Origin of the sequence: Kribbella sp. NPDC051770 (assembly GCF_040681455.1) — a bacterium.
GTDB lineage: Bacteria > Actinomycetota > Actinomycetes > Propionibacteriales > Kribbellaceae > Kribbella.
The window spans coordinates 416,748-442,380 of the sequence record NZ_JBFAYT010000004.1 but is presented as its reverse complement, the minus strand read 5'-3'; the positions used below and the strand labels follow the sequence as shown (position 1 = coordinate 442,380).

Here is a 25,633-nt window from a genome sequence, read left to right as displayed (position 1 = left end):
AGCTTGTGGCTGGACGTCTGACCGGCGAGGTCGTACTGGTGACCGGAGCGGCCCGCGGCATCGGCCGCGCGATCGCCGTCAAGGCCGCCGAGGAAGGCGCGGCCGTCGGCCTGCTCGACATCCTCCCCGACGCGCTCGCCGCGACCACGGAGGAGATCGCCGCCACCGGCGCCAAGGTCGCCGCCGCGGTCGGCGACATCACCAACGAGAGCTCGGTCCGCAGCTGCACCGACGACCTCACCGGTCGGCTCGGCGCGATCACCGTCCTGGTCAACAACGCCGGCAAGAACGCGTACGCCGACGCGACCGCGATGACGGTCGAGGAGTGGGACAGCGTCTTCGACGTCGACCTCAAGGGCGCCTGGCTGATGGCCCGTCAGGTGCTGCCCGCGATGATCGCGCACCGCCACGGCGCGATCGTCAACATCGCCTCGATCCACTCCAACCTGACCACCGCCGGCATGTTCCCGTACGCCGCCGCGAAGTCCGGCCTGGTCGGGATGACCCGCAGCCTGGCCCTCGACGTCGCGCCGCACGACGTCCGGGTGAACGCGGTCAGCCCGGGTTTCATCGCCACCGACCTGCTCGAGGAGTTCTTCGACACCATCCCGGGCGCTCGCGACAGCGCGCTCTCGGTGCACCCGCTCGGCCGGATCGGTACGCCGGAGAACGTCGCCGAGGTGGTCTGCTTCCTGGCCTCGTCGGCGGCCGCGTTCGTCACCGGCGCGAACTGGACCGTCGACGGCGGCCTCGGCGTCCGCTACGCCTGACCCACCGCCCGGGCGATGCTGTCCCCATGGATGTCATGGACCGGCGGGCACTCAACCGCGCCACCCTCGCCCGCCAGTTCCTGCTCGCCCGTGAGCAGCTCCCGGCCCTCGACGCCGTCCACGCGCTCGCCGGCCTGAACGCCCAGAGCGCCAAGGACCCGTACCTCGGCCTCTGGGCGCGCCTGACCGACTTCGAACCCGACCAGCTCGCCGACCTCCTGCACGACAAGCAGGTCGTCCGCGCCTGCTTGATGCGCTACACGCAACACCTCGTCACCGCCGCCGACTACCAGATCCTCCGCCCGGTGATCGCGCCCGTCCTCGTGCGCGCCCACCACAGTGCCTGGCGCAAACAGACCGAAGGCGTCGACCTCGACGAGCTCGTCGTACTGGGCAAGGAAGCGCTCAAGGGCGTCACCCTCACCCGCCCCCAGCTCGGCAAGAAGCTCAAGGAGCGCTGGCCCGATCACGAAGGCACCGCCCTCGGCTGGACCTTCCAGTACCTGGCCTCGGTCGTGCACCCGCCACCGGACGGCCTCTGGGGCCGCAAGGGCGGAGTCACCCCGTTCGCGCTGGCCGAGGACTGGCTCGGCATCACCCTCGGCGAACCAGACCCCGGCCGCCTGATCCTGCTCTATCTCGCAGCCTTCGGCCCGGCCTCGCTCCGCGACATTCACGCCTGGTCAGGCCTCAGCCGCCTCGGCGACACGCTCGACGAGTTGAGACCACAGCTCGTCACCTTCACCAACGAAGCCGGCACCGAGCTCTTCGACCTCCCCGACGCCCCACGCCCAGATCCCAGTACGCCGGTCCCGGTCCGCCTGCTGCCGGAGTTCGACAACCTGATGGTCGGCTTCCGCGACCGCTCGCGGGTGATGACGAAGGAGCAGCAGACCCGCGTCTGCGTCGGCGCCTACATCGCGGCCACGCTGCTCGTCGACGGTTTCGTCCGCGGGATGTGGAAGGTCGAACTCAACGGCGACACGGCGACGCTCGCGATCGAACTGCTCGACGACAACGGCGGCGGCGACGTCGTACTGTCTGCCGCCGAACGGAAAGCTGTCGAGGCCGAGGGCATTGCCTTGCTGCGGTTCATGGCGCCTGGGCAGAAGCACCGCGTTCAGCTGGTCTGACAGCCGCACGAGTTGCGGTGCACGAGCGTCGGCTCGACCCGGATCGTGCGCGCCGGCAGCTCCGGCTCGGCGATCCGCGTCGTGATCAGCTCCAGCGCCCGCGACGCCAGTACGGCGTGCGGCTGCGCGATCGTGGTCAGCCGCGGCTCGAACAGGTCGGCCCAGTCGAAGTCGTCGAACGCGACCAGCGCCAGGTCGCCAGGCACCGACACCCCGGCCTGCCGCAGCGCCCGCATCGCGCCGATCGTCATCTGGTTGTTCGCGACGATCAGCGCGGTCGGCGGGTCGGCCAGCGCGAGCAGCCGCGCGGTCGCGCCCTGCGCCGGTACGGCGTCCGACGCGCCGTCGGTGCGCAGCTCCGCGGCGTACGGGAGACCGGCGCGTTCGAGCCCGAGGCGGTAGCCGGCGATCCGCTCCTCGGTCGTCGCGATCCCGGGCAGCCCGGCGACGATGCCGATCCGGGTGTGCCCGAGCCCGGTCAGGTGCTCGACCAGCCGCGCGGTCGCCTCGACGTTCTCGGTACCGACCTCGTCCAGCCCGGTCCCGATCATCCGGTCCACCAGCACCACCGGGACCTTGCGCAACCGCAGGTAGTCCAGCGTCGGCTCCGGCCGGGCCGAGACCGCGATGATGATCCCGTCGGCCCGGCGTTCGTGCAGGTCACGGACCACGGCGAGCTCGCGCTCGGGGTCGTCGTGGGTGTCCGCGATCAGGATCGAGTACCCGCGCCGCTCGGCCTCGGCCTGCAGGTGGTGCGCCAGCTCCCCGAAGTACGGGTTGGAGATCGAAGACAGCGCCAGCCCGATCGTGTCGGTCTTCGACATCACCAGCGACCGGGCCACCGTGTTCGGCACGTACCCGGTCTCCCGCACCGCGGTCAGCACCGCCTCACGCGTCTGCGGCGCCACGAACCGGGTGTCGTTCAGCACGTGCGAAACCGTCGTCACCGAGACGTTGGCCCGCCGCGCCACGTCCGCCATCTTCACCACCCGCCCATTGTCCCCCGACCAAGAGCAAGGAGCTTCCGCTCGCACCCGTGCACCAACTACGACGCCTGACGTTCCATCCGACGGTAGGGGTGGCGAGCCCGGCTTCACCACCCGCCCATTGTCCCCCGGGTAGTACGTCAGCCGGTCGGGTCGTAGGCGCAGGAGTCGCTCAGATCACCGTTGGTCGCCGGCGGCTTGGTCGTGGTGGGCTTCCCGGTCGGCTTGGTCGTGGGCTTGGGCTGCGCGGCCGGCGTACCGGCCAGCGCCTTCTTCACGATCGCCCGCATCCCCGCGTAGTTCGGGTTCCGGCCGTTCGGGAAGTTCTTCTTCTTGTCCAGGTCGATGTTGCGGATCTTCGCCGTCTTCACCTTCGCGCCGAGTCCGGCCAGATCGCCGAGCAGCGTCTGCGGGATGTCGGTGCGGATCAGCTGCTCGCCGGCCGCCGCGATCTCCTTGTAGTGCGTGAGCACGTTCTGCGGTGTCGCCCGCTCGACGATCGCCTTGATCGTGCAGCGTTGCCGGGCCTGCCGGGCCAGGTCCGCGCCCGGCACCTTGTACCGCCCGCGGGCGAACCAGAGCGCGTCGAAGCCGCCGAGCTTGCGGTCCGGACCCGGCTGCAGCCAGCGGCCCGGCGGGATGTGCTTGTCGTCGTCACCGCCGACCGGGACCGGGTAGTTGATGTTCACCGTGATCCCGCCGAGCGCGGTCACCATCTGCTCGAAGCCGGCCAGGTTGATCTGCACGTAGTAGTGCAGCTTCAGCCCGAGCGCCTCCCCGACCGACAGCTTCAGCGCGTCCGCGCCCGGGTTGTCGGTCTCGCCGAGCAGGTCGCCGTACTTCGGGGGAAGGGTGCGGTACATCGCGTCCAGATAGAAGTTCGGCTGCTCCGGGTGCGGGTCGTCGGGGTCCCAGTATCCGGTCGGGAACACCTTGTGCAGCGGGTGGTCCTTCGGGAACGGCATCCGCATGAAGTTCCGGGTCAGCGAGATCAGCGACGTCTCGCCGCTGTGGGTGTCGATGCTGGCCACCATCACCGTGTCGGTCCGCGTGCCGTCGCGCCCCTCGCCGTCGTCGGCGCCGAGCAGCAGCAGGTTGATCCGCGGCAGCTTCGCCCACGGGTCCTTCCGGTCGATCTTCGGCGCGGTCGCGCTCTTCGACTTCTCCCCGGCGAACACCTTGGTCACCAGGCTGCGCTGCGCGACCAGGTTCTGCGCCCCGAGCGCCGACCCCGACGCGATCGAGAAGCAGACCAGCCCGACCACCAGCGCCCCCGCCAGCCGGGCGCCGATCCCGCTCTGCAACGGCCGCAACATCTTGTACGACGTCACCAGCACGACGACCAGGAACAGCCCGGCGGTCCCCAGCCCGACGATCATCCCGAGCAGCACGCCCGGGTCGAGCGCCCACTCGATCACGTCGTCGCGCCGGACCAGTACGACGTACGCCGCCGCGCCGTACAGCAGCACGCTGAGCGTCGTGACCACCGCGCCCAGCCGCTTCCGCCCGGCGGCGAGGTACGCGGTCCCCGGGATCAGCACCCCGAGCACCGCGATCAGCAGCGCCCCACCCTGCCGATGGTGCCGACTCGTCCGGGGTTTGGCTCGACGTGCTCGGGTTGCGCTCGGGGCCATGGCTCCACTCGATGCTCGGCGGCAGGACGCGAGCGCCGCCCCTGATCGGCGCCCTCACGTTCGAATCCGGCCGACCCCGAAAAGTTCGGTGAAATCTTCCGCCGCAGCTAGTTGGTGCTGAGCCAGGCCGTCACTCGCCGCGCAGCCAGGCGAGCATTCGTCCGTACTCCGCTGCGTTCTGGATGTGCCCGCCGATGAACTCGACCACCTCCGCGCCCGAGATCGCCGCCGCCAGGAACTCCGCCTGCCGCCGGTCCCGGTCAGCCTCCGAGCCGAACCACAGACTCACCGGCACCGCGATCGCCTCCAGCCGGAATCCCCAGTCGCTGGCGAACGCCAAATTGTCGTCGATCCACCCGTCGTGGCTGTGGATGAACGTCGCCCGCACCCGAGCCATCGCCCGCGGATCGTCCTTCGCCGGAGGCCCGGCCGGGGAGTGGGCATCCGGAGGGATCTCCGGCCCACCGGCCTCGATCAGCGCGAGGATCTGCTGCACGGTCTCCTCGACACCCGGCCGCAGCGCCGCCTCCCCGCCGTGGGCGGCGAGCCAGGACGTGCGGTTGCGCCGAGGATCGTCCTCGTCCACCGGCTCCGGCCCGTCGACCAGCGGGGGAGCGATCCCGCCCGCCACCGCGCACCGCACCACCCGATCCGGCAGCAGCGCCGCACAGGCCAGCGCATGCGGACCGCCGCCCGATCCGCCAGTGACCGCGAACCGCTCCCACCCCTGCGCGTCCGCGACCAGCCGCACGTCAGCGACCGCGTCGGCGACCGTCCGCCCCGGCTGCCGCGTTGACTCGCCGTACCCCGGCCGGTCGATCGACAGCAGCCGGACCCCGAGCTCCTCCACCGCGCGGACGACGTCCGGCCGCTTCCAGCGCGTCGACGGGGAGCCGTTCTGGGAGACGACCGGGACGCCGCCTGGTGCGCCGTACAGGCTGTAGGCGACGGTCCGGCCGTCCGGCGTACGGAGTGTGGTCACACCCGATCCAACCACCACGCGTCGGTCGCGCGGGTGTCGCGCAGCGCGTTGGTCGCGCAGTGCACCTCGCCGCCGCCGAGGTGCGACCAGAAGAAGTTGTCGACCCAGTGCACCCGTACGCCGGTACGCCGGAGCGCCCGCTCCGCGGTCGCCTTGAACACGTCGACGCCATGCACCTTCGGCCCCTGCGGATCCGGTGCGGCGAAGTCGCGCGCGGTCAGTGACAGCCCGTTCACCAGGCCCGGCGTCATCGCGCGGAGCCCGGGCAGCACCGGGTGCGACTCGAAGAACACCGGCAGCCGGACCAGCTCGTCGCGCCGCAGCCCGGTCTCGCGGAGCAGGATCGCCAGCTGCTCGTCGACGTGCGCGGCCGCGGCTCGGTTGTCCGCGAGATGCTTGCCATCAGCAAGGATCTCGTCGACGGTCGGCTTGCGGGTCGAGTTGGTGTCCGCGAACAACCGCTGCCCGCCGGCGCCGTCGTCGCGCGCGTCGCGCAGCAGCTTCTCCGCCAGCCGCGGGTCGGCGACCGCGAGCGTCCAGCCGCGGGCGTTGTCGGCACGGACGACGTGCGTCGTCTCGTCGGCGTGCCCGATCGCGAGCCAGGAGGTGTCGATCCGCAGCGGGTCCTGGAAACCCTGGCCGGTGACGAGCTCGAGGAACCCGGGGTCGGGCTTCCGCTCGCCGGCGCCGTACAGGACGCGGCCGTGCGGGTGGCCGGCGTACGGCGGGAGGCTCTCGATGTTTCCGCCCATGTTCAGCAGGTCGTTCGCGTTCGAGGAGGCGGTCGGGCTGAGCTCCTGGACGACCCCGACGTCCGGTCCGCGGAGGTCGCGGTAGAGCAGCCGCCCAGCGGGGCGCGGGGTGGGGACGCCGAAGTCCCAGACGTTGCCGGAGCGGATCAGCACCCGCATCGTGTGCGCACCCCCGACCGCCGGCAGGCTCGCGGTCGCCGGCTCGAAGGTGTCCTGCAGCCACATGTCCTTCCAGCCGCCGGGCGTGCCTTGCAACCACTGCAGCTTGGCGCCGCTCGACCGCGTCGCCCTCCCGAGCGTCTTCGCGAACGCATCGAATTCACCCGGCACACCCGGCGGGTACGGCGCATCACCCGGCCAGCCGACGCCCTTGTTCGGCTTGCCGGCGAAGACGGTCTGCGCTCGCTGCAGATCGTTCTGCAGCATCAGCGGCGCGACCCGCAGCTTCACCACGTCGGTCGCGGTTCGCCCGCGGTCGGTGACGGTCAACGTGACGGTGATCGTCCCGTCCCACTTGGTGCGGTCGCGCAGTACGTCGCGCCCTTCCAGCCCGAGTCGCACGCCACGCCGCAACTGGTCGGCCGTCAACTCGCTCGCCACTCGACCGTCCGCGAAGATCCGCGCCTTGTCCGCCGGTACGACGTCCAGCCGACCGGTCGCCGTCCGGCTGAGTCCCCGCGTCGCCGGAATCTCCAACGGTGCAAGGTCTTTCAGATCCTTCGGGCCGTTGATCCGCTCGTCCGCGGCGTCGTTGCACGCGGCAAGCTTCTTGTCGACCGCCGACCCCGCGTCCTCCAGCTCACCTGGATCCACCGTGCACCGCCGCTCGTCGTCGTCGACGTTCGCGAGGAAGATCGCCCCGCGATCAGCCGACCATGACGACTCGCCGGCCTCGTCGGCCGGTGTCACCAGCCCGTCCCGATCCACATCGGCCCGCAGCTCGGCGCCCGTCGTACCGGCGCCCCAGGCCACCATCGCCGGTGTCGCCGCGGTCAGTACCGCGACCGTCACCATTCCTGCCGTCCACCGCTTCATCCCCGACTCCCCAGCTATTTGACACGCCTGTGCTGTTTCCTTGCCCGAAACTAACACACTCGTGTGAAATCAGGCCGGCGAGAAGGGTTTCTGCCCGAACAGGCAAGAACCCGGTGAGGACGCGCCCAGCCCGGGCGCGGTGAGGAGTCCAGCAGATGCGCAAGGCACGGATCGCCGGTCTGGGTGCGGTGGCCGCACTCGTCGTGGTCGGGTTGTTCCAGCTCCCGGCCAGCCCGTTCGCCCGCAACGACGCACCCGACCGCACGCCGGTCGCCGCCTCGGAGCCGCTGGGCGAACCGCCGGTCGACAGCCCGCGCGACAGCACTCCCGGCAAGGGCGGCCCGCAGACCCCCGCGAAGCCCGCCGACTCCGCCGACCCGTCGATCACCTACCCGGAGCAGGGCAGCGTCTCGTACTCCGTCCTGCCCGGCGACCCGACGCCGATCGGCTCCGAGGGCCGGCTGCTCACCTTCGAGATCGACATCGAGAACGGCATCAAGGGCATCGACCGCACTGAGCTGGCCCGCTTCGTCCGCGAGACGTACGGCGCCCCGCAGGGCTGGACCGCCGGCGGCAAGTGGCGCTTCCGTCAGGTCGGCCCGGGCCAGGACCCCGGCTTCAAGCTGATGTTCGTGACGCCCGCGACCCGCGACATCCTCTGCGGTGGCGGCTACGACCACTACACGAGCTGCCGGATCGGCCAGCGCGTCGTGCTGAACATCGCGCGCTGGGTGAACGGCGTCCCGAACTACGGCGCCTCGCTCACGGAGTACCGCAAGTACATGCTGAACCACGAGACCGGCCACCGCCTCGGCGAGGCCCACGAGCTCTGCCCCGGTCCGGGACAGCCGGCGCCGGTGATGCAGCAGCAGACCCTCGGCCTGCACGGCTGCACCCCGTACGCCTGGCCGTACCAGAACGGCACCCGCTACGAGGGCCGCCTCGGCAAGTACAACGACCCGATCCCGGGCACCTGATCACTCCTCGACGATCGAGAGCACGTTGCCGGCCGGGTCCTTGAACCACGCGATCGGCGGTCCGTCGCCGCGCACCACCCCGAGCTCGTCGTGCCGGTCGCCGTACCGCTCGAACGTCACGCCGCGCTCCGCCAGCTCCCGGGCGGCCGCGGCGATGTCGTCGACCGGGAAGTTGAGCGTCGTGTACGCCGCCGGGACGTGATCGTCCTTGGGGTAGACGAGCACCGGGTTGCCGCCCGCGATCCGCAGCTGCAGCATCCCGTACTCCTCGCCGACGTCGAGCCCGAGCGTGCGCGTGTAGAACGCCTTCGCCGCCGGGATGTCGTCCACCGAGAATCCGCTGTACGCCTTCGTCTGTCCGAACATCGTTGCCTCCTACCTGGTGGTTGCTGTCACCAGGTACGTCGGCAGCAGGTGTCCGGTCTCGACATGATCAGTTGTGCAGCTGCGGCGCCACCTGGCTCACGGCCGCGGTCACCGCGGCGGTCTCCAACCCGTCGGCCACCGTGTGCAGCAGCCGCACCAGCTGAGCCGCGTCCGCCGGCCCGAGAATCCCGGTGATCACGTCCAGCACCCGCACGGTCAGCGCATCGAGCTGCGACAACCGCGCCTGACCCATCCCCGTCACCACCAGCTGTGGAGCGGTCTTCACCAGCCCCAACCCAGCCAGCTCCGCGATCGCCAGCTCGGCCTCACCGGTCGTCGTCCCGACCTGCTCGGCCACCGCCGCCGCGGAGTCCCGCCCGTTGGAGATCGCGCTCAGCACCAGCGCCGCCGGCATCTTCATCCCGACCGCGTCCTGCAGCCCCAGGATCAACGGGTGCGCATGCCCCCGAACCCGCTCCACGGCATCCAGCAGCCGCAGCGCGTCTCCCACGTCCCCGATCAGGTGCTCGGTCTGCACCGTCGCGATCCCGCTCAACGGCACATCGCGCTCCGGCACCGCCAGCGCCCTGGTCCCCGTCTCTTCGATGGTCACCGTTCCAGCCTACGGATCCCGTCTGACACTTCGGCGTGTCGTTCCTGAGGAATCCCTGTGAATTCCACCTCGCCCAAGAACCGAGCACCCGTTCGCAGGAACCGGCCGAACTCCGGATCGAAGACTCCGCCCCGCGCGATCTCCGCCCGCGTCCACCACCGCACCTGCGCGAACTCCCCGGACCGGTCCAGCACCGGCATCCCACGCCACCCCTCCAGCACGAACCACAGACTCACGTCGGTGTGATCGCCGACGTCGGTGACGGTCAGAAACGAAGGCCGCCGCTCCGGATCGTTGAACACGGCATCGATCCCGAGCTCCTCCCGCACTTCCCGCGCCGCCGCGTCCGCCGGGTGCTCGTCGATCTCGACGTGGCCACCGGTCGGCAACCACCGTCGCGCGTTCACGTGGTCGACCAGCAGCACGCTCCCGTCCGCCGGGTCGACCACGACGGCGTACGAGACCAGGTGTGGCGAAGGAGTCGCCGGCTTCACTCGCCGCCAGATGTCGTCGGTGCTCGCCAGCCAGCGCAGCGTCCACTCCCGGTCCGCGACCCCGCGTTCGTCGGCCGGCTCCAGGGTGGAGACCAACTGGTGGACTTCTTTCACCGAACTTCGCATTCCGGGACCTTCGCAGCACCCACCGACAATTCCCGCGCGAAAGCTCGCGAATCCACCAAACAAAGGAACACCTGTTCGAGCGAACTGATCAGAAAATCCACCTTTCCGACAGAGAAATCGGAACCCAAGCGTGACCTCCGCTCCCGGTCGTGCGTTGCATCTGACATGACGGGGATCACACGGCTCAACCGTCATCGCGCTCGCTCCGCGTTCCAGGCCGACCACCCCTCAGATCTGCCTCAGGAGGACCTGTGACAACCGCCACCGCCACCCAGACTGCCGAGCGCCGACGCGTGCGAGTCTGGTTCGGTGAGCACGTGATCGCCGACTACAACGCCGAACCGGCGTTGGCCGAGCGGTACGCTCACGCCATGAGCCGCCGCTTCGCCGGACTTCGGGTCACCAACGACCCGATGCCGGCCGTCGACCGGCTCCCCGACCCCCTGCCCGGCGAGCGCATGTGGGACGTAGCCCCCCGCTGAAGCCGACCCGGCGTACTGCGCACTCCCTGTTGCCGCAGCACGCACCGATCGACCCAGTGCGAACCACCAGTACGACGTACCGCCCGTACCGCGGCCCACAAGGCCGGGTGCGGGCGGTTCGTGTCTCCCCACCGTGTCGAGGCCTGCGCGCGGACTCCGACGTCCCCGGCGTGACCGACCCACGACCCGAGGAGACTCCGATGGCCCGGCCCGTTCTGAACAGCATGCTGCTCGGCAGCACCGACCCCGACCGGCTGAAGACCTGGTACCGCGACGCCTTCCACGCGGCCGTCGACGGCTATGGCAACCTCGACCTCGGCGGTTTCGGCCTGGTCATCGAGCACCGCGACGACGTCGCCGCGACCGCGCCCGAGCCCGGCCGGTTCATCGTCAACTTCGCCGTCGACGACATCGAGGCCAGCGCCGCCCACCTGCGCACCCTCGACGTCGACTGGCTGGTCGAGCCCGAGGACCGCGGCGTCGGCACCTTCGCCACCCTCACCGACCCCGACGGCAACTACGTGCAGCTGATCCAGATGAAGCCGGAGTACTACGCGAACAAGTAGCCCACCGCCGGGGCGTTGTCCGGGTTCGGCCCTGACAGCGCCCCGGCGCGCGGATAGGGTCCGATGGCATGAGCCGTTCCAGGACCGGTTCCGGGGAGCTGCTGGTCGAGATCCAGCGCTCCGGCGCCGTACCCCTGCATCAGCAGCTGGAGGCGGGGATCCGCGCCCGGATCCGCGAGGGCCTGCTGCGTGCCGACGCGGTCCTGCCGTCGACCCGCGCGCTCGCCAACGACCTCGGCTTGTCCCGCGGCGTCGTCGTGGAGGCGTATCAGCAACTGGTCGCCGAGGGCTACCTGGTCAGCCGCACCGGCGGCTACACCCAGGTCGCTCCGACGGCCGCACGCACCAGCGGCCAGACCCGCACGAACCAGCAGCCCACCGGCCCGCCCAGGATCGACTTCAAGTACAGCCGCCCCGACGTCAGCCAGTTCCCGCGCGCAGCCTGGCTCCGCTCGGTCCGCCGGGTCCTCAACGAGATTCCGCACAGCACCTTGTCCTACCTGTCCGGCCAGGGCTCGCCAGAGCTCCGCGAGGCCCTCGCCGACTACCTCAACCGCGTCCGCGGTACGTCGGCCCGCCCCGAGAACCTGCTGATCTGCCACGGATTCGCCCAGGGCTCGCGCCTGCTCCTCCAGGTCCTCGTCGCGGCCGGCTACCGCAAGCTCGCCCTCGAGGACCCGTCCGACTACGAGCTCCGCGACATCGCACGAGCCGCAGGCCTCGAGGTCGTCGGCGTACCGGTCCTGGACTCCGGAATCGACGTCGAGGCCCTCGACCGCTCCGGCGCCGACCTCGTCCTGGTCACCGCCGCGCACCAGATGCCGATCGGCGCCGTCGCCTCGCCCGCGACCCGCGCCGCGCTCGTCGAGTGGGCCGTCCGCCGGAACGCCCTGATCATCGAGGACGACTACGACGCCGAGTACCGCTACGACCGCGAGCCGATCGGTGCCGTCCAGGGCCTGGCTCCCGACCGCGTCGTCTACGCCGGTACGGCGAGCAAGACCCTCGCGCCCGGCCTCCGCCTCGGCTGGCTGATCCTCCCCGACGCGCTCGTCGAACCGCTCGCCGCCGCGAAGCTCGCCGACGACCGCGGCTCGTCGGTCCTCGACCAGCTGACCTTCGCCGACTTCGTCAGCCACGGCGAGTTCGACCGGCACCTGCGCCGGATGCGCCCGCGGTACCGGAACCTCCGCGACCTCCTGGTCACGCAGCTCGCCGACCGCCTGCCCGACTTCGAACCGGTCGGCGTCTCCGCCGGCCTGCACATCCTGGTCTGGCTCCCACCGGACCTGCCCGCCGAAACCGTCGCGACCGCGGCCCGCGAGCGCGACGTCGGCGTCCACCCGCTCACGCCGTACTGGTTCACGCCGCCCGGCCCGCCGGGTCTGGTCTTCGGCTACGGCAGCCTCACCGAGAAGGCGGTTGCCGAGGGCATCGATCTGCTGGCCGACGCGGTCGGGACGCTGCGGCCATGATCGACAAGTTCTGGATCGACGTCTCCGAGGACGACCTCGACGACCTGCAGGCCCGGCTGGACCGGATCCGCTGGCCGCGCGAGCTCCCGGCCGCGGACGACTGGTCCCGCGGCGTCCCGGTCCGCGCCCTGCGCCAGGTCGTCCGGTACTGGGTCGACGCCTACGACTGGCGCAGGTGGGAGGCCCGCCTGAACGCGTTCCCGCAGTTCATCACCACGATCGAGGGCCAGCCGGTGCACTTCCTGCAGGTCCACTCGCCGGTCCCGGACGCGCTCCCGCTGATCCTCACCCACGGCTGGCCCGGCTCGGTCGCCGAGTTCCTGGACGTGATCGGCCCGCTCACCGACCCGGCGGCGTACGGCGGCGACCCGGCGGACGCGTTCCACGTCGTCGCGCCCTCGGTCCCCGGGCACGGGTTCTCGGTCCCGCTCCGGGACATCGGCTGGAACCACCTCCGGATCGCCCACGCCTGGGCCGCCCTGATGGACCGCCTCGGCTACGACCGGTACGTCGCCCAGGGCGGCGACACCGGCTCGGTCGTCTCCCCACTGCTCGGCCAGGTCGCCCCCGAGCACGTCATCGGCGTCCACCTGAACGGCGGCCTCGCCCACCCGTCCACCGATCCCGGCTACCGCCCGGGCGACTTTGACGACCTCGACCGCGCCGACCAGGCCAAGCTCGCGGCGGCCGATCACGTCCGAGCGACCGGTACGGCGTACGCGGAACTGCAGGGGACCAAGCCGCAGACGCTCTCGTTCGCGCTCAGCGACTCACCGGTCGGCCAGCTGGCCTGGATCCTGGAGAAGTTCCACGACTGGTCCGACCCACGCCGCCCGCTCACCAGCGCCAGGCTGGACCACATCCTCACCGACGTCTGCATCTACTGGTTCACCAACACCAGCGCCACGTCCGCCAGCCTCTACTCCGAGCCCAGCACCCAGCTCTCCGCCCCGACCGGAGTCCCCACCGGCGTCGCCGTCTTCCCCACCGACCCCGCGATGCGCCACATCCTCGCCCGCACCCACCACCTCACGCACTGGACCGAGCACTCCCGCGGCGGCCACTTCGCCGCCCTCGAGGTCCCGGACCTGCTGGTCGACGACCTCCGTACCTTCTGCCGGCCGCTGCGCGCTCACTGACGCCAGAACGCCTGCACCACGGTCGCCGGGTAGACCTGCTCGCACGGGATCCCGTTGCCGTCGGCATCCAACCGGGCCGGCATCCCGGCGTACCACCAGTACGTGACCGCCTCCCCGTACGACGCCCCGCGGGCGGCCAGGTCACGGCAGAGCAGCCCGTCCGGCACCGAGGCCAGCGAGCTCACCTTCCGACCCTGCCAGTACTTCCCGACCTCGGTCCGGGTGTACTCCGGCTCGCAGGGGATTCCGTTGCGGTCGGCATCCATCCGGTTCGGCTGCGCCTGGACCTGCCAGTACTCGACGGCGGCGGCGTACCCGTAGCCACGCTGTTTCAGGTCGCGGCACACCAGCCCGACCGGCAGCTCCCGGACATCCCCGAACGCCTTCACCGAGGCGGCGGTCGAGCTGGGCCGCGGCGTCTGCGGAGCAGGTTTCGGCGCAGCCGGAGACGGTACGCCGGCCGCCTGCACGCCCGGCCGGACGCTCCCAGAGGGCTCCGTCGCCAGGATGACGACCGCCGTGAGCAGCACCGCGACGACTCCGGCCGTGATCCCGGCCAGGACAGCCAGCAGCGCACTGGTTGCTCTCGACGACGATTTCCCCATGGCGTCCCCCACCTCCCAGTGAAGCCACCACGGCCGCTGTTGTCCATGGCCGGAGCCGACGGTTCACCCGGACAACACCTTCAGGCCATGAAGAAAGGCGATGATCGCGCCGGATTCCGCCCTCCGAGAGGACGCACGATGGGACACTCCCACGACCACAGCGGTCACGGCCACGGCCACGGCCACGGCCACGGACATGGCCACGAGCACGACCACCACCACCCGAACACCGAGCTGGACGCCGCGACGCTGGCCGCGCTGGACGAGTCGATCCCCGACGCCGACCTCTCGCCGTCCGAGGTGAGCCGCCGCTCGCTGCTGCGCTCCGCGGGCATCCTCGGCGGTACGGCGGCGCTGGCCGTCACCGGCGCCTCCGCGGCGGCCGCCGCGGCGCCGAAGAACGTGCCGGGCTGGATCTTCCAGCAGCACCAGCGCCCGAACGTCTGGCTGGCCGGCGACCACCACATCCACACCCAGCTGAGCTCGGACGGCATGTACCGCGTCATCGACCAGGCCCGCCACGCGGCGGCGTACGGGCTGGACTGGCTGGTCATCACCGACCACGGTGGCGCCACCCACGCGCGGATCGGTGTCGACCTGGTCAACCCGCAGATCAAGGCGGCTCGGACCGAGCTGAAGAACACGCTGATCTTCCAGGGCCTGGAGTGGAACATCCCGGCCGCCGAGCACGGCACCGTCTTCGTGGCGCCGGGCTCGCGCGAGGTCGAGGTCCTCAAGCAGTTCGAGAACAGCTACGACGGCAGTGTGAAGAACGCCGGCGGCAACACCCCGGCCAACGAGCAGCTCGCGGTCTCCGGCATCCAGTGGCTCGGCCAGCAGGTCGACCGCCGCCGCGTCCAGGACGCGCTGTTCCTGGCCAACCACCCGGCCCGCAACGGCATCGACAGCCCGCACGAGATCCGCAACTGGCGCGACGCCGACCCGCGGATCGCGATCGGCTTCGAGGGCGCGCCCGGTCACCAGGCCGCCGGCCTCCCGGCCCCGATCGGCGGCGCCGCGGCCCGCGGCTTCTACGGCAACGCCCCGAGCGCGAACTCCTTCGCCGGTTACCCGGCCGAGTCGTACCGGACCTGGGGCGGTTTCGACTGGATGACGTCGACCGTCGGCGGTCTGTGGGACAGCCTGCTCGCCGAGGGCAAGCCCTGGTGGATCAGCGCCAACTCCGACAGTCACGTGAACTGGAACGAGACCTCGGTCCGTCCGCCGGGCTCCGACCAGGCCCAGTTCGACCGCGACGGCCGCTACATGGACCCGGTCTACGGCAACACGATCAACCGGACCGCGGGCGACTTCTTCCCTGGCTACTACAGCCGCACCCACGTCGGCGCCGACCGCCGCGACTACCTCTCGGTGATGGAGGGCCTGCGGGCCGGCCGGATGTGGGTCGACCACGGCATGCTCGCCAAAGGCGTCGAGGTCGAGGTCCGTGAGGCCGGGCAGCGCTACGGCGAGCCGCTCGGCGGCGCGCTGACCGTACGCCGGGGCCGCGCGGTCGAGCTGGTCGTCCGGATCACCACCCAGACGATGCCGAACTGGTCGAACTTCGTGCCGAAGCTGAACCGGGTGGACGCGATCCGCGGCGCGGTCAAGGGCACGGTCAGCAACCGCGACACGTTCACCGCGCCGGACACCAAGGTCGTCCGGCAGTGGGACACCTCCGGCCGGCGCGGGACCTTCGAGCTGGTCCTCCCGCTGGGCAAGGCCGAGGAGCCGTTCTACGTCCGCGTCCGCGGTACCGACGGCAACCGCAGCCAGCCCGGCTACCTCGGCTCGGCGATCGACCCGGCGGGCCCGCAGCTCGACGTGGTCGGGGACGCCGACCCGTGGGTGGACCTGTGGTTCTACACGAACCCGATCTGGGTCCTGCCCAAGCGCTGATGATCATCGCCGTCGACGCGGGCAGCCGCGACACCGCCGCCGCCGAGCACGTTCTGCACGAGCTGCTCGGCCCGGCGGTGACCCCGGTGATCGCCTGCACGCACATGATCACCGGGGCCGAGACCCCGCACCTGGCCGTCTCCATCACCGCGCCGACGGACGAGCTGGAGATCCACGTCCGGACCTGGTGCATCGAGCGCGGCGCCGGTTCCGCGTTCACCCGCCCGGGCGCGACGGCTCCCGACCTGGCCGGCCCGAGCCAGCTCGTCCGCGGCGCGTACGTCGCCGCGGTCGAGACGGCCCTCGGCACCGGCCGCCTGGTCCGCTGGCCGGGCCGCGAGCACGCGTACGGCGTACAGACCGCTGCCGAGCTGCGGGCCAAGGCCGGCATCGACTACGTCGAGGCGCTCGGCGGGCTACCGATCACCGACGACAGCATCATCGACACCCGCGACTTCGTCCGCCCGATCCGCCGCGAGGGCCAGACCATCCTCCAGGTCCAGCCCGCCGCCGGCGGCGTCCTCATCCCCTTCGAGGCCGAGCACCAGCAGAAGTGCTGCGCCGACCACTAGAAACCCCCACCGAAGTCATTCAGGGACAGCTTGTCGCGGCTCGTCCCGCACCGTTGGCACAGCTGGTACCGCTGGCCTTCTTCGTTGCGCTCGGTTCTCCATCTGTGTAAGCCGAGAAGACACATGAGTGGCTTCTTCACCCGTTCGACACTGGCACTCCGCGCACCACTTGCAAACAGCTCAGCGCCGCTCGTCCCAGGCGTCCGAGCCGGCCAGCACCTCGGGTAGTTCACCGATCACACCGAGCCGCTGCGTGCACCGCGTCAGCGCGACGTACAGGTCTCGCAGGCCGCGCGGCGACTCGAGCATGATCCCCTCGGGATCGACCACCAGCACCGAGTCGAACTCGAGCCCCTTCGCGCCGCCGACGGTCAGTACGGTCACGCCCGGCAGCGCGCCGACGGCCTCCTGCACCAGCTCCAGCCGCAGTCGCGAGGTGATCACTCCGACCTGCCCGTGCTGGACCTCCTCGCCGGCGACCTTGCTCACGTACGCCGCCTGCTCAGCCGGTACGACGTCGACGTGCCACGGCTTCACCCCGGTCGACCGCACCGACTCCGGCGCCTTCGCCGTCGGGTCGACCAGCTGCAGCACCTGCCCGGCCAGCTCCATCACCTCGGCCGGGGTCCGGTAGTTCATCGTCAGCTCGGCCAGCCGCCAGCGGTCGCCGAAGGTGGAGCCCAGCGCCTGCCGCCAGCTCGTACCGCCACCGGCCGCGCTCGTCTGCGCGACGTCGCCGACCAGCGTCATCGACCGCAGCGGGCAGCGTCGCGCGATCGCCCGCCACGCCATCGGCGACAGCTCCTGCGCCTCGTCGACGATCACGTGCCCGTACGTCCACCGCCGGTCGGCCGAGGCCCGCTCGGCCAGCGTCCGGTCGTCGTCGGCCTCGTACCGCTCGGCGAGCGCCTCGGCGTCGAGGATGTCGCGCGCGGTCAGCACCTCCGACTCGTCGTCCTCGTCGAAGTCCGTCGAGCCCGAACCGCTCAGCACGTCGAGCGATCCCTGGGCGTACGCGACGGCGCGCGCCCGCTCCGCCTTGAGCCGGGCCGCCTCCTGCCCGTCGTCGCCGAGCAGCTCGGCGGCCTCGTCGAGCAGCGGGACGTCGGCCGGGCTCCAGTCGTCGCCGTACCGGAGGAGGTGCTCGCGGTCGAGCTCGCTCAGCTGCGGCGCCGCCTGCGCCAGCCGCCGCTCGTCGCCGTACAGGTCGATCAGGAGCTCGCGCGGGCTGAGGTTCGGCCAGAGCTGGTCCAGCAGGGCCTGGACGGCCGGCTCGGCCTTCACCTCCGCGCGCAGCTCGGTCAGGTCGTACTCGTCGAGCAGGTTCTCGCCGCCGAGCGGGTCGGCGCCGATGATGTCGGCGTACTGCGCGACCAGCGCGTCGACGATCTCGGTCAGGAAGAACGGCCGGGCCTGGTTGTGCGTCAGCCGCCGCTCACGCGCCCGCTTGCGAGCGGCCTCGGCGACGCTCGGGTCGAGCCGCAGCACGGTCCGGTCGACGGTCACCTCGACCGGCTTCGCAGGCACCCACTGCCGGTCGGCGACCGCCTGCGCGATCACCTCGGCCATCACGGCCCGGCCCTTCACCTCGCCGGCCTCTGCCGACTCGGGCCGAGTCGCCGTGAGCCCCGGGTACAGCTCGGCCAGCGTGACCAGCCGGACGCCGTCCTCACCGAGCGACGGAAGCACCTGGCCGATGAACTTCAGGAACGTCGGATTCGGCCCGACGACGAGAATTCCGCGCTTTTCCAGCTGATCGCGATGGGTGTACAGAAGGTACGCGGCGCGGTGCAGCGCGATCGCGGTCTTTCCCGTTCCCGGACCCCCTTGCACGACCAGTACGCCGGGCAGCTCGGAGCGGATGATCCGGTCCTGGTCGGCCTGGATGGTCTGCACGATCGACTCCATCGTGCCGGTCCGCCGCGCCTCCAGCGCCTTCAGCAGGACCGCCTCGCCCATCACACCGGTGCCGAGCCGCGACTCGCCCTCGGCGGTCCGCGCGAGGTCGAGCTGCTCGTCCTGGACGTCGACGACCTGACGCAGCCGGCTCTGGATGTGCCGGCGGCGGACGACGCCCTGGTTGTGCACGGCCGTCGCCACGTAGAACGGGCGGGCGGCGGGCGCGCGCCAGTCGACCAGGAGCGGTTCGTAGTCCTCGTCGTGCAGCCCGATCCGGCCCAGGTGCAGCACCTCGCCGTCGCTGTCGTCCAGGCGGCCGAAGTACAGGCCCTCCTCGGCGGCGTTCAGCCGGGCCAGCCGCGCGTTCAGGTCGCGGACGCGGCCGTCGCGCTGGTGCAGGGCCTGCGCGTTGCGCGTCCCGGCCACCTGCTCACCCTCGCGGCGCGTCTCCGCGCGCTCCCGCTCGCGGTCCAGCGCCGCGTAGAACGTGGTCAGGTGAATCTGTTCCGACTGCACCGGATTCTGCAATTCCAGCCCCTCATGATAAAATGCACGGCGTTGGTCCCCGGAACATTTCTGCCGGCCGCCACAAATCCTCGATTTTACGGCATTTCGCCCTTTTCTCCAGAGCGGACCTTGACCTCAAGTCCTGTTGAGGTATTACCGTCGCTCGACGTGACCGTTCACCCGCTCCGGCTCGCCTTCCTGGTCCGTACCACGCAGGCCAGCCCGTTCTGCCGGGCGCTGACGGCCTGGTTCGCCCAGCAGGTCGAGGGCCGCGACGACTTCAAGCTCGACCTGATCGACCTGGCCAGCACCACCGACCTGCCGCGCCGGATCGCCGAGGCCGACGCGTACGTCGTGCTGGCGCCGGAGTACAACCACGCCTACCCCGGCGACCTGAAGACCGCGATCGACTCGGTCCGGCACGAGTGGTTCGGCAAACCGGTCGGCTTCGTCGTGTACGGCGGCCGCTCGCGCGGGCTGCGCGCCGCCGAGCAGCTGCGCCTCGTCTTCGGCGAGCTGCACACCGTGACGGTCCGCGAGACGCTGAGCTTCCAGCAGTTCCCGGGGTCCGACGTACCGGAGGACCTCGAGGACATCGCCACGACCCAGGCAGCGCGCGTGCTGCTCGACCAGCTGGCCTGGTGGGGGCGGACGTTGCGCGACGCCCGCTCTCGCGATCCCTACCCGGTTTGATTAGCTAGACCCTTGTGACCCTGGTCGACATCACCGCGTTCGGCGCGGACAGCAGCGGCGTACAGGACAGCACTCCGGCAGTCGTTGCGGCGCTGGAGCATGTTCGGACGCTGAGTGGGCCGGTCCGCTTGGTGTTTCCGCGTGGGACCTACCAGCTCTATCCCGAGCACGCGGTCGAGCGGGAGTTCTACATCTCCAACACGGTCGGCGCGGACCAGGCGCACCGGCTGAAGCGTTTCGCGTTCCTGGTGGAGGATCTGGCCGATCTCACCATCGACGGCGACGGGTCGACGTTCCGGCTGCACGGGCTGATGGGGTTGTTCGCGGTCGTGCGTTCCGAGCGGGTGACGCTCCGGGACTTCGCGTTCGACACGGTGGCGCCGAAGGTCGTCGACGTGACCGTTGCGGAGACCGGGCCGGCGTACCGGGTGCTGAGCATTCCGCCGGGGAACCCGTACGTCGTCGATGGTGCGCTGAGCTTCCTGGGTGAGACCAGCCCGGTCAGCGGTACGCCGTACTGGCGGTATCGCTCGGACGAGATGTGGTACTGCCAGATCCACGACCCGGTCGCGCAGCGGACGTGGCGGGGGCGGAACCCGCTCTTCACCGATGTCGCCGGGCTGACGGATCTCGGTTCGCATCGCGTCCGCGTCGACTACTCCTCGGGTGAGTTCACTGACGAGGGGCTCGTTTACCAGTTGCGCGAGCCGACCCGCGACACCGCGGCCGGCTTCATCTGGGAGTCCGCGCAGGTCACGGTGACGAACCTGCAAGCCGGCTACCTGCACGGTTTCGGGATCGTGGGGCAGCTCAGCACCGACATCACGATCACCGGCAACTCGTTCCACGCCGACCGCGCGAAGGGGCGCAGCACGGCGGCGTTCGCCGACATCCTGCAGATGTCGGGCGTCGGCGGCACGGTGACGATCACCGGCAACCTCTTCGACGGCGCGCACGACGACCCGATCAACATCCACGGGACCTACCTGGAAGTGGTCGGTGTCGCGGGCGCCGCGCTCGACCTGCAGTACATGCACGACGAGACCGGCGGTTTTCCACAGTTCCACGTCGGCGACGTGGTCGAGCTCGTCGACAAGCTGACCATGGTCGGCGTCGCCCAGGCGACGGTGACGGCCGTCGACGGCCCGACCGGCCTCGACAGCAGCAAACCGCTGACCACGATGACGATCACGCTCGACACCGCCGTACCGGAGGTCGTCACGCCCGGCGCGTACGTCGTCGAGAACGTCACCTACACGCCGTCGGTGCGGATCGCCGGGAACACCTTCCGGAACGTCCCGACCCGCGGCGCCCTGGTCACCACGCGGCGCCGCGTCGTGATCGAGGACAACGTCTTCGACGGCATGACCATGGCGAGCATCTACGTCAGCGCCGACGCGCACCAGTGGTACGAGTCCGGGCCGGTCCGCGATCTCGTCATCCGGCGCAACCGCTTCCTGCGGCCCGCGACGCCGGTGATCTGGTTCGACCCGACCAACCAGGTCGAGGGCGAACCGGTGCACCGCGGCGTCCGGATCGAGGACAACGACTTCGAGCTGACCGGCGACGGCGAGGTGCTGCGCGCGAAGAGCGTCGGCGGGCTCGTCTTCACAGGCAATCGCGTGACCGGCGGCGAGCCGGCGTACACGTTCTCGGGCTGCACTGAGGTGTCGGTGGAATAGGAACGGCGTACGAGCGGTTGTCGTTGATCGTGACGAGTGAAGCGATGCCGCTGTCCGTACTCGACCTGTCGCCGGTGCCGACCGGGACCAAGCCGTCGGAGGCGTTGCACGAGACGCTCGAACTGGCGAAGACCGCGGAGGCCGCCGGCTACCACCGGTTCTGGCTGGCCGAGCACCACAACATCCCGAGCGTCGCCAGCTCCACCCCCGAGGTGATGATCGCGGCCGTCGCCGGCGTCACTTCGACGATCCGCGTCGGCGCCGGCGGCATCATGCTCCCGAACCACTCCCCGCTGAAGGTCGCCGAAACCTTCCGCGTCCTGGCCGGCCTCCACCCCGGCCGCATCGACCTCGGCCTCGGCCGAGCCCCCGGCACCGACCAGCGCACCGCGCTGGCTCTGCGCCGCAGCCGCGAGGCCCTGGCCGCCGACGACTTCCCCGACCAGTACGCCGAGATGCGCGCGTACGCCGAGGGCTTCCCCGCGGACCACCCCTTCGCCCCCATCACCGCCCAGCCGTCGGACGTCCCGCTGCCCCCGGTGTGGATCCTCGGCTCCAGCACGTACGGCGGCCAGGCCGCCGCGATCCTCGGCACCGGCTTCGCCTACGCCGGCCACTTCGGCACCCTCGATCCCACCGCCGTCATCGCCAAGTACCGCGAACTCTTCCAGCCGTCGCCCGAGCAGCGCGAGCCCCACGCCATCCTCGCCCTGGCCGCCATCGTCGCCGAAACCGAAGAACGCGCCGAACAACTGGCCCTGGCGAACGCCCTCTCCATCCTCCGCCTCCGCTCCGGCCGCCCCGGCCCCATGCCGTCCCCGGAGGAAGCCGCCGCCTACCCGTGGTCAGAAGGCGAAAAAGCCGCCGTCGAGGAATGGTCCGGCCTGGTGTCGGTCGGCACCCCCGATCAGGTTGCTGCCGACCTCGGCCGCCGAGCCAACAAGGCCGGCGCGGACGAGCTGATCATCACCACGTCGATCCACGACCCGGCGGAGCGGCGTCACTCGTACAACCTGCTGGCTGAGGCCTGGGGGCTGAAACCCCGCTAGCCAGCACCTACCATCCGAAGATGTACTTCCTGGTTCTGCTGCAGCTCGCGCCCGACGGGCCTGCTGACGTGCCTGCGCACGAGCCGTTCATCGACAGCCTGATCGAGCGGCACCTGGTGCTGCTCGGCGGGGGCTTCGACTCGGAGCCGTCCGATGGAGTGATCGGTGGCTACCTCTTGCACGTCACCGATCGTGCTCAGGCTGAATCGATCGTCGCGACCGATCCGTACCTCACCAGCGGCGCCTGCACAGCCACCATCACTCACTGGGACCTGGTCGGCATCGATACCCAGGCTGTGGATCCAGAGCTCACGGTCTGACTGAGTTATCCACAGATCGCACGTGTTCGAAGATCAGGCTGGTCTCCGCGTGCGCGACCGCTGGGTCGGCGGTCAGATGATCGAGGACGAAGTCCCGCAGTTCGTCCGGTGATGCCGCCGCCACATGCAGCAGGTAGTCGTTCGCACCGCTGACGTGGAAGAGGGACAGTACGCCGGGCAACTGCGGGACAAGCGCGCGGAAGCGGTCGATCTCGTCGCGGGAGTGGGCGCCGATGCGGATCGCCACCATCGCCTGCAGCGGCCGACCGAGCGCGGCCAGGTCCACATCCGCGTGAAAGCCGCGGATCACCCCGCGGTCCCGCAGCGCGCGGACGCGCGCCAGGCAGGTTGACGGCGCGATGCCGGTCGCCTCGGCGAGGGCGTTGTTGGGCATCCGCCCGTCCGCGGTGAGCAGCCGGACCAGCTCCAGATCGACCTCGTCGAGCCCCGCGGGCACCGGCCGGGGGGCCGGTCCGGGGGTCCGGCGATCCTTCGGCATGCCCTCACTGTAAAGCCCGTCCACAGAATCCACAGCGTGTGGACAGACCTGTGGACGAATTTTCTTCGGAACTCTTGCCCCGGACTCGCAGAAGATTCCAGCCTGGCGCTACCGCAGACGGAACCGAAGGAGGCTCGAGATGACCGACACCCGCGCTGTCCACGCCGGCCGTGACGACCTGACCGCCCTCGGGGTGCACGTCCCCCCGATCGACCTGAGTACGACGTACCCGCTGACCGACGTCCAGGCTGGTGGCGCCGCCTACGACCGGATGGCGGCCGGCGGCGATCCGGGCGACGGCAGCCTCGTCTACCAGCGGCTGTGGAACCCGAACGTCGCCCGCCTGGAGTCAGCCCTGGCCGAGCTGGAGAGCTGCGACGGCGCCGCCGCGTTCAGCTCCGGCATGGCCGCGCTGGCCGCGGTCCTGCTCGCCACGGTCGCCGCCGGCAAGCCGCACGTGGTCGCCGTCCGCCCCCTGTACGGCGGCTCCGACCACCTGTTGTCCACAGGCCTCCTCGGTACGACGGTCAGCTGGGCGACCCCGCACACCATCGCCGAGGCGCTCCGCCCCGACACCGGGCTCGTGCTGCTGGAGACCCCGGCCAACCCGACCGTTGAGCTCGTCGACATCGCTGATGTGGTCCGCCAGGCGTCCGGCGTACCGGTGGCTGTGGACAACACGTTCGCGACCCCAGTGCTGCAGCAACCGGCGCAGCACGGCGCCACGCTCGTGCTGCACTCGGCGACGAAGTACCTGGGCGGCCACGGCGATGTGATGGGCGGACTGGTCGCCGGCTCGGTGGAGTGGGTCGCGGAGCTCCGGCAGATGCGTGCGGTGACCGGAGCGCTGCTCTACCCGCTGGCGGCCTACGAGCTGCACAGGGGGTTGCAGACGCTGCCGGTGCGCGTCCGCGCTCAGCAGGCGGGTGCGGCGAAGGTGGCTGACTGGCTGAGCACGCACCCGGCTGTGGACAAGGTCTACTACCCCGGCCTGCCCGAGTGCGATCCGCAGGGGCTCGTCGGACGGCAGCAGAGCGGGCCGGGCGCCGTACTGGCGTTCCGGACGAGTCGAGCCGACCAGCTGCTCGGCAGGCTCGAGCTGATCGCGCATGCGGTGTCGCTGGGCGGTGTGGACACGCTCATCCAGCACCCGGCCGCGCTGACCCACCGCCTGGTCGCTGACGACGCCAAGCCGGACCAGGACCTGCTCCGGCTCAGCATCGGCTTGGAGGACCCGGAGGACCTGATCAGGGACCTGCAGCAGGCGCTCGCCTGATCACCTGTGGAGCCCGCGCCGCGGGGGCGGGCTCCACAGGTCACACCGCGACCGGCTGACTCAGCACCCGGTCGACGATCCCGTAGTCCAGCGCCTGCTCCGGCGTGAACCAGCGGTCCCGGTCGAAGTCCTCGGTGATCCTGTCCACCGACTGCCCGGTCCGCCCGCTCAGCAGCTCGGCCAGCTGCCGCTTGGCGAGCAGCGACTGCTCCGCCTGGGTCTTGATGTCGCTGGCCGTCCCGCCCATGCCGCCGGACGGCTGGTGCATCATGATCCGCGCGTGCGGCAGGCTGAACCGCTTGCCCGGCGTACCGCAGGCGAGCAGCACCTGTCCCATCGAGGCGGCCAGGCCCATCGCGTACGTCGCGACGTCGTTGCTGATGAAGTTCATCGTGTCCAGCACCGCCAGCCCGGCTGAGACCGAGCCGCCGGGGGAGTTGATGTAGAGCGAGATCTCCGCCTTCGGGTCCTCGGCGTTCAGCAGGATCAGCTGCGCGCAGACGGCGTTGGCGTTCTCGTCCTTGATCTCGTCGCGCAGGACGACGATCCGCTGCCAGAGCAGGCGCTGGTAGATGTGCTGGTCGAGGTCGGTGGTTCGCTGGTTCTCGCTCATGTCGTCCAGCGTCGCCGCCACCGGGCCGGGAGTCGCGGGAATCTGCCCGTGGCAGATCTGCCCACCGCAGACCTCGCCGGGATGGCACACTCGGTACAGGAGCCACCAAGTCGAGGAGGACCGGACGTGCTGCTACGCCAGGTGATCGGGAACGTCTTCCGCCGGCTGCGCCGCGAGCGGGGGATCACCCTGCGCGAGCTCGCCGAGGTGGCCCAGGTGTCCGTGCCGTACCTGTCCGAGATCGAGCGCGGCCGCAAGGAGCCGTCGTCGGAGATCCTGGCCGCGATCTGCCGGGCGCTCGACCTGGAGCTGAGCGACCTGCTCGCCGAGGTGCAGTTCGACCTGGCGACGGCGGTCCGCTCGACGCTGCCGGTCCGCCTGCAGACGACGTCGATCCGCGTCCAGGAGTCGGGCCCGCAGCGGATCGGCACGTCCGCGCCGCAGTCGTACTCCGCCACCGGTCAGGCGTTCGCCCTGGTCGCGTAGCCG

26 protein-coding genes are annotated in these 25,633 nt (G+C 70.7%); 15 read left to right on the top strand and 11 right to left on the bottom strand.

Annotated elements, in window-relative coordinates; genetic code table 11:
* Positions 1–5: 5 nt before the first annotated feature.
* Both AB0M01_RS16955 and AB0M01_RS16950 read left to right on the top strand, forming a co-directional pair.
* Entirely contained in the window at positions 6–770 is a 765-nt protein-coding gene (locus tag AB0M01_RS16955; protein WP_363670242.1) for an SDR family NAD(P)-dependent oxidoreductase, read from the top strand.
* Positions 771–796: 26 nt separating this feature from the next.
* A complete protein-coding gene (locus AB0M01_RS16950) occupies positions 797–1,903 on the top strand; it encodes a winged helix DNA-binding domain-containing protein (protein ID WP_363670240.1) in 1,107 nt (368 codons plus the stop codon).
* Here the strand turns inward: AB0M01_RS16950 and AB0M01_RS16945 are convergent.
* The 4 genes from AB0M01_RS16945 to AB0M01_RS16930 form a co-directional block, all read right to left on the bottom strand.
* Entirely contained in the window at positions 1,891–2,883 is a 993-nt protein-coding gene (locus tag AB0M01_RS16945; RefSeq protein ID WP_363670578.1) for a LacI family DNA-binding transcriptional regulator, read from the bottom strand. The two genes, AB0M01_RS16950 and AB0M01_RS16945, sit on opposite strands and share 13 nt — an antisense overlap.
* Positions 2,884–3,029: 146 nt before the next feature.
* Positions 3,030–4,523, bottom strand: a complete 1,494-nt coding sequence (locus tag AB0M01_RS16940) for an LCP family protein (RefSeq protein ID WP_363670238.1) — start codon at positions 4,521–4,523, stop codon at positions 3,030–3,032.
* Between the two features lie 130 nt (positions 4,524–4,653).
* Complete coding sequence (locus AB0M01_RS16935) at positions 4,654–5,505, bottom strand: alpha/beta hydrolase (protein WP_363670236.1); 852 nt, start codon at positions 5,503–5,505, stop codon at positions 4,654–4,656.
* Positions 5,502–7,292 carry a protein-arginine deiminase family protein gene (locus AB0M01_RS16930; protein ID WP_363670234.1) on the bottom strand — a complete coding sequence of 597 codons (1,791 nt, stop codon included), beginning with the start codon at positions 7,290–7,292 and terminating at the stop codon, positions 5,502–5,504. The genes AB0M01_RS16935 and AB0M01_RS16930 overlap by 4 nt, the downstream gene beginning before the upstream one ends.
* A gap of 155 nt (positions 7,293–7,447) precedes the next feature.
* On the opposite strand from AB0M01_RS16930, the gene AB0M01_RS16925 reads away from it, so the two are divergent.
* Complete coding sequence (locus AB0M01_RS16925; protein WP_363670232.1) at positions 7,448–8,269, top strand: DUF3152 domain-containing protein; 822 nt, start codon at positions 7,448–7,450, stop codon at positions 8,267–8,269.
* On the opposite strand, the gene AB0M01_RS16920 is transcribed toward AB0M01_RS16925, so the two are convergent.
* The 3 genes from AB0M01_RS16920 to AB0M01_RS16910 form a co-directional block, all read right to left on the bottom strand.
* Positions 8,270–8,635 (bottom strand): VOC family protein, encoded by a 366-nt coding sequence (locus AB0M01_RS16920; RefSeq protein ID WP_363670230.1) that lies wholly within the window; start codon positions 8,633–8,635, stop codon positions 8,270–8,272.
* Between the two features lie 67 nt (positions 8,636–8,702).
* Positions 8,703–9,248: a MarR family transcriptional regulator gene (locus AB0M01_RS16915; protein WP_363670228.1), complete on the bottom strand. Its 546-nt coding sequence runs from the start codon at positions 9,246–9,248 to the stop codon at positions 8,703–8,705.
* Positions 9,245–9,868: an NUDIX domain-containing protein gene (locus AB0M01_RS16910; RefSeq protein WP_363670226.1), complete on the bottom strand. Its 624-nt coding sequence runs from the start codon at positions 9,866–9,868 to the stop codon at positions 9,245–9,247. The genes AB0M01_RS16915 and AB0M01_RS16910 overlap by 4 nt, the downstream gene beginning before the upstream one ends.
* 251 nt (positions 9,869–10,119) lie before the next feature.
* On the opposite strand from AB0M01_RS16910, the gene AB0M01_RS16905 reads away from it, so the two are divergent.
* The 4 genes from AB0M01_RS16905 to AB0M01_RS16890 all read left to right on the top strand — a co-directional run bounded on the left by AB0M01_RS16905 (position 10,120) and on the right by AB0M01_RS16890 (position 13,530).
* Positions 10,120–10,350 carry a hypothetical protein gene (locus AB0M01_RS16905; protein WP_184800512.1) on the top strand — a complete coding sequence of 77 codons (231 nt, stop codon included), beginning with the start codon at positions 10,120–10,122 and terminating at the stop codon, positions 10,348–10,350.
* A gap of 200 nt (positions 10,351–10,550) precedes the next feature.
* Positions 10,551–10,916: a VOC family protein gene (locus tag AB0M01_RS16900; protein WP_363670223.1), complete on the top strand. Its 366-nt coding sequence runs from the start codon at positions 10,551–10,553 to the stop codon at positions 10,914–10,916.
* A 68-nt stretch (positions 10,917–10,984) separates the two neighbouring features.
* Entirely contained in the window at positions 10,985–12,391 is a 1,407-nt protein-coding gene (locus tag AB0M01_RS16895) for a PLP-dependent aminotransferase family protein (protein WP_363670221.1), read from the top strand.
* Positions 12,388–13,530, top strand: coding sequence for an epoxide hydrolase (locus tag AB0M01_RS16890; protein ID WP_363670219.1), 1,143 nt, complete (start codon positions 12,388–12,390; stop codon positions 13,528–13,530). Before AB0M01_RS16895 ends, AB0M01_RS16890 begins: the two co-directional genes overlap by 4 nt.
* On the opposite strand, the gene AB0M01_RS16885 is transcribed toward AB0M01_RS16890, so the two are convergent.
* Positions 13,524–14,135, bottom strand: a complete 612-nt coding sequence (locus tag AB0M01_RS16885; RefSeq protein ID WP_363670217.1) for a hypothetical protein — start codon at positions 14,133–14,135, stop codon at positions 13,524–13,526. The two genes, AB0M01_RS16890 and AB0M01_RS16885, sit on opposite strands and share 7 nt — an antisense overlap.
* Positions 14,136–14,273: 138 nt before the next feature.
* On the opposite strand from AB0M01_RS16885, the gene AB0M01_RS16880 reads away from it, so the two are divergent.
* Both AB0M01_RS16880 and AB0M01_RS16875 read left to right on the top strand, forming a co-directional pair.
* Entirely contained in the window at positions 14,274–16,034 is a 1,761-nt protein-coding gene (locus AB0M01_RS16880) for a PHP domain-containing protein (protein WP_363670215.1), read from the top strand.
* Positions 16,034–16,606 carry a hypothetical protein gene (locus AB0M01_RS16875; RefSeq protein ID WP_363670213.1) on the top strand — a complete coding sequence of 191 codons (573 nt, stop codon included), beginning with the start codon at positions 16,034–16,036 and terminating at the stop codon, positions 16,604–16,606. The genes AB0M01_RS16880 and AB0M01_RS16875 overlap by 1 nt, the downstream gene beginning before the upstream one ends.
* A 180-nt stretch (positions 16,607–16,786) precedes the next feature.
* On the opposite strand, the gene AB0M01_RS16870 is transcribed toward AB0M01_RS16875, so the two are convergent.
* Positions 16,787–19,021: an ATP-binding domain-containing protein gene (locus AB0M01_RS16870; RefSeq protein ID WP_363670211.1), complete on the bottom strand. Its 2,235-nt coding sequence runs from the start codon at positions 19,019–19,021 to the stop codon at positions 16,787–16,789.
* A 159-nt stretch (positions 19,022–19,180) separates the two neighbouring features.
* Between AB0M01_RS16870 and AB0M01_RS16865 the strand changes: the two genes are divergently transcribed.
* From AB0M01_RS16865 to AB0M01_RS16850, 4 genes are read left to right on the top strand one after another with little or no spacing between them, the layout of a single operon-like run.
* A complete protein-coding gene (locus AB0M01_RS16865; RefSeq protein ID WP_363670209.1) occupies positions 19,181–19,705 on the top strand; it encodes an NAD(P)H-dependent oxidoreductase in 525 nt (174 codons plus the stop codon).
* Between the two features lie 14 nt (positions 19,706–19,719).
* Positions 19,720–21,387, top strand: a complete 1,668-nt coding sequence (locus AB0M01_RS16860) for a right-handed parallel beta-helix repeat-containing protein (protein WP_363670207.1) — start codon at positions 19,720–19,722, stop codon at positions 21,385–21,387.
* Between the two features lie 44 nt (positions 21,388–21,431).
* The gene (locus tag AB0M01_RS16855) at positions 21,432–22,436 is read left to right on the top strand and encodes an LLM class flavin-dependent oxidoreductase (RefSeq protein WP_363670205.1); all 1,005 of its coding nucleotides are present in this window, start codon (positions 21,432–21,434) and stop codon (positions 22,434–22,436) included.
* A gap of 20 nt (positions 22,437–22,456) precedes the next feature.
* Positions 22,457–22,756 (top strand): hypothetical protein, encoded by a 300-nt coding sequence (locus tag AB0M01_RS16850; protein WP_363670203.1) that lies wholly within the window; start codon positions 22,457–22,459, stop codon positions 22,754–22,756.
* Here the strand turns inward: AB0M01_RS16850 and AB0M01_RS16845 are convergent.
* Positions 22,746–23,255 carry an Lrp/AsnC family transcriptional regulator gene (locus tag AB0M01_RS16845; protein ID WP_363670201.1) on the bottom strand — a complete coding sequence of 170 codons (510 nt, stop codon included), beginning with the start codon at positions 23,253–23,255 and terminating at the stop codon, positions 22,746–22,748. The genes AB0M01_RS16850 and AB0M01_RS16845 overlap by 11 nt on opposite strands.
* Before the next feature lie 139 nt (positions 23,256–23,394).
* Here AB0M01_RS16845 and AB0M01_RS16840 point away from each other — a divergent pair, with 139 nt between their 5' ends.
* Entirely contained in the window at positions 23,395–24,531 is a 1,137-nt protein-coding gene (locus tag AB0M01_RS16840; RefSeq protein WP_363670199.1) for a PLP-dependent aspartate aminotransferase family protein, read from the top strand.
* A 40-nt stretch (positions 24,532–24,571) separates the two neighbouring features.
* Here the strand turns inward: AB0M01_RS16840 and AB0M01_RS16835 are convergent, their stop codons facing one another.
* Positions 24,572–25,144 carry an ATP-dependent Clp protease proteolytic subunit gene (locus tag AB0M01_RS16835; RefSeq protein WP_363670197.1) on the bottom strand — a complete coding sequence of 191 codons (573 nt, stop codon included), beginning with the start codon at positions 25,142–25,144 and terminating at the stop codon, positions 24,572–24,574.
* A 126-nt stretch (positions 25,145–25,270) separates the two neighbouring features.
* Here AB0M01_RS16835 and AB0M01_RS16830 point away from each other — a divergent pair, with 126 nt between their 5' ends.
* A complete protein-coding gene (locus tag AB0M01_RS16830; RefSeq protein WP_363670195.1) occupies positions 25,271–25,630 on the top strand; it encodes a helix-turn-helix transcriptional regulator in 360 nt (119 codons plus the stop codon).
* Positions 25,631–25,633 lie beyond the last annotated feature (3 nt).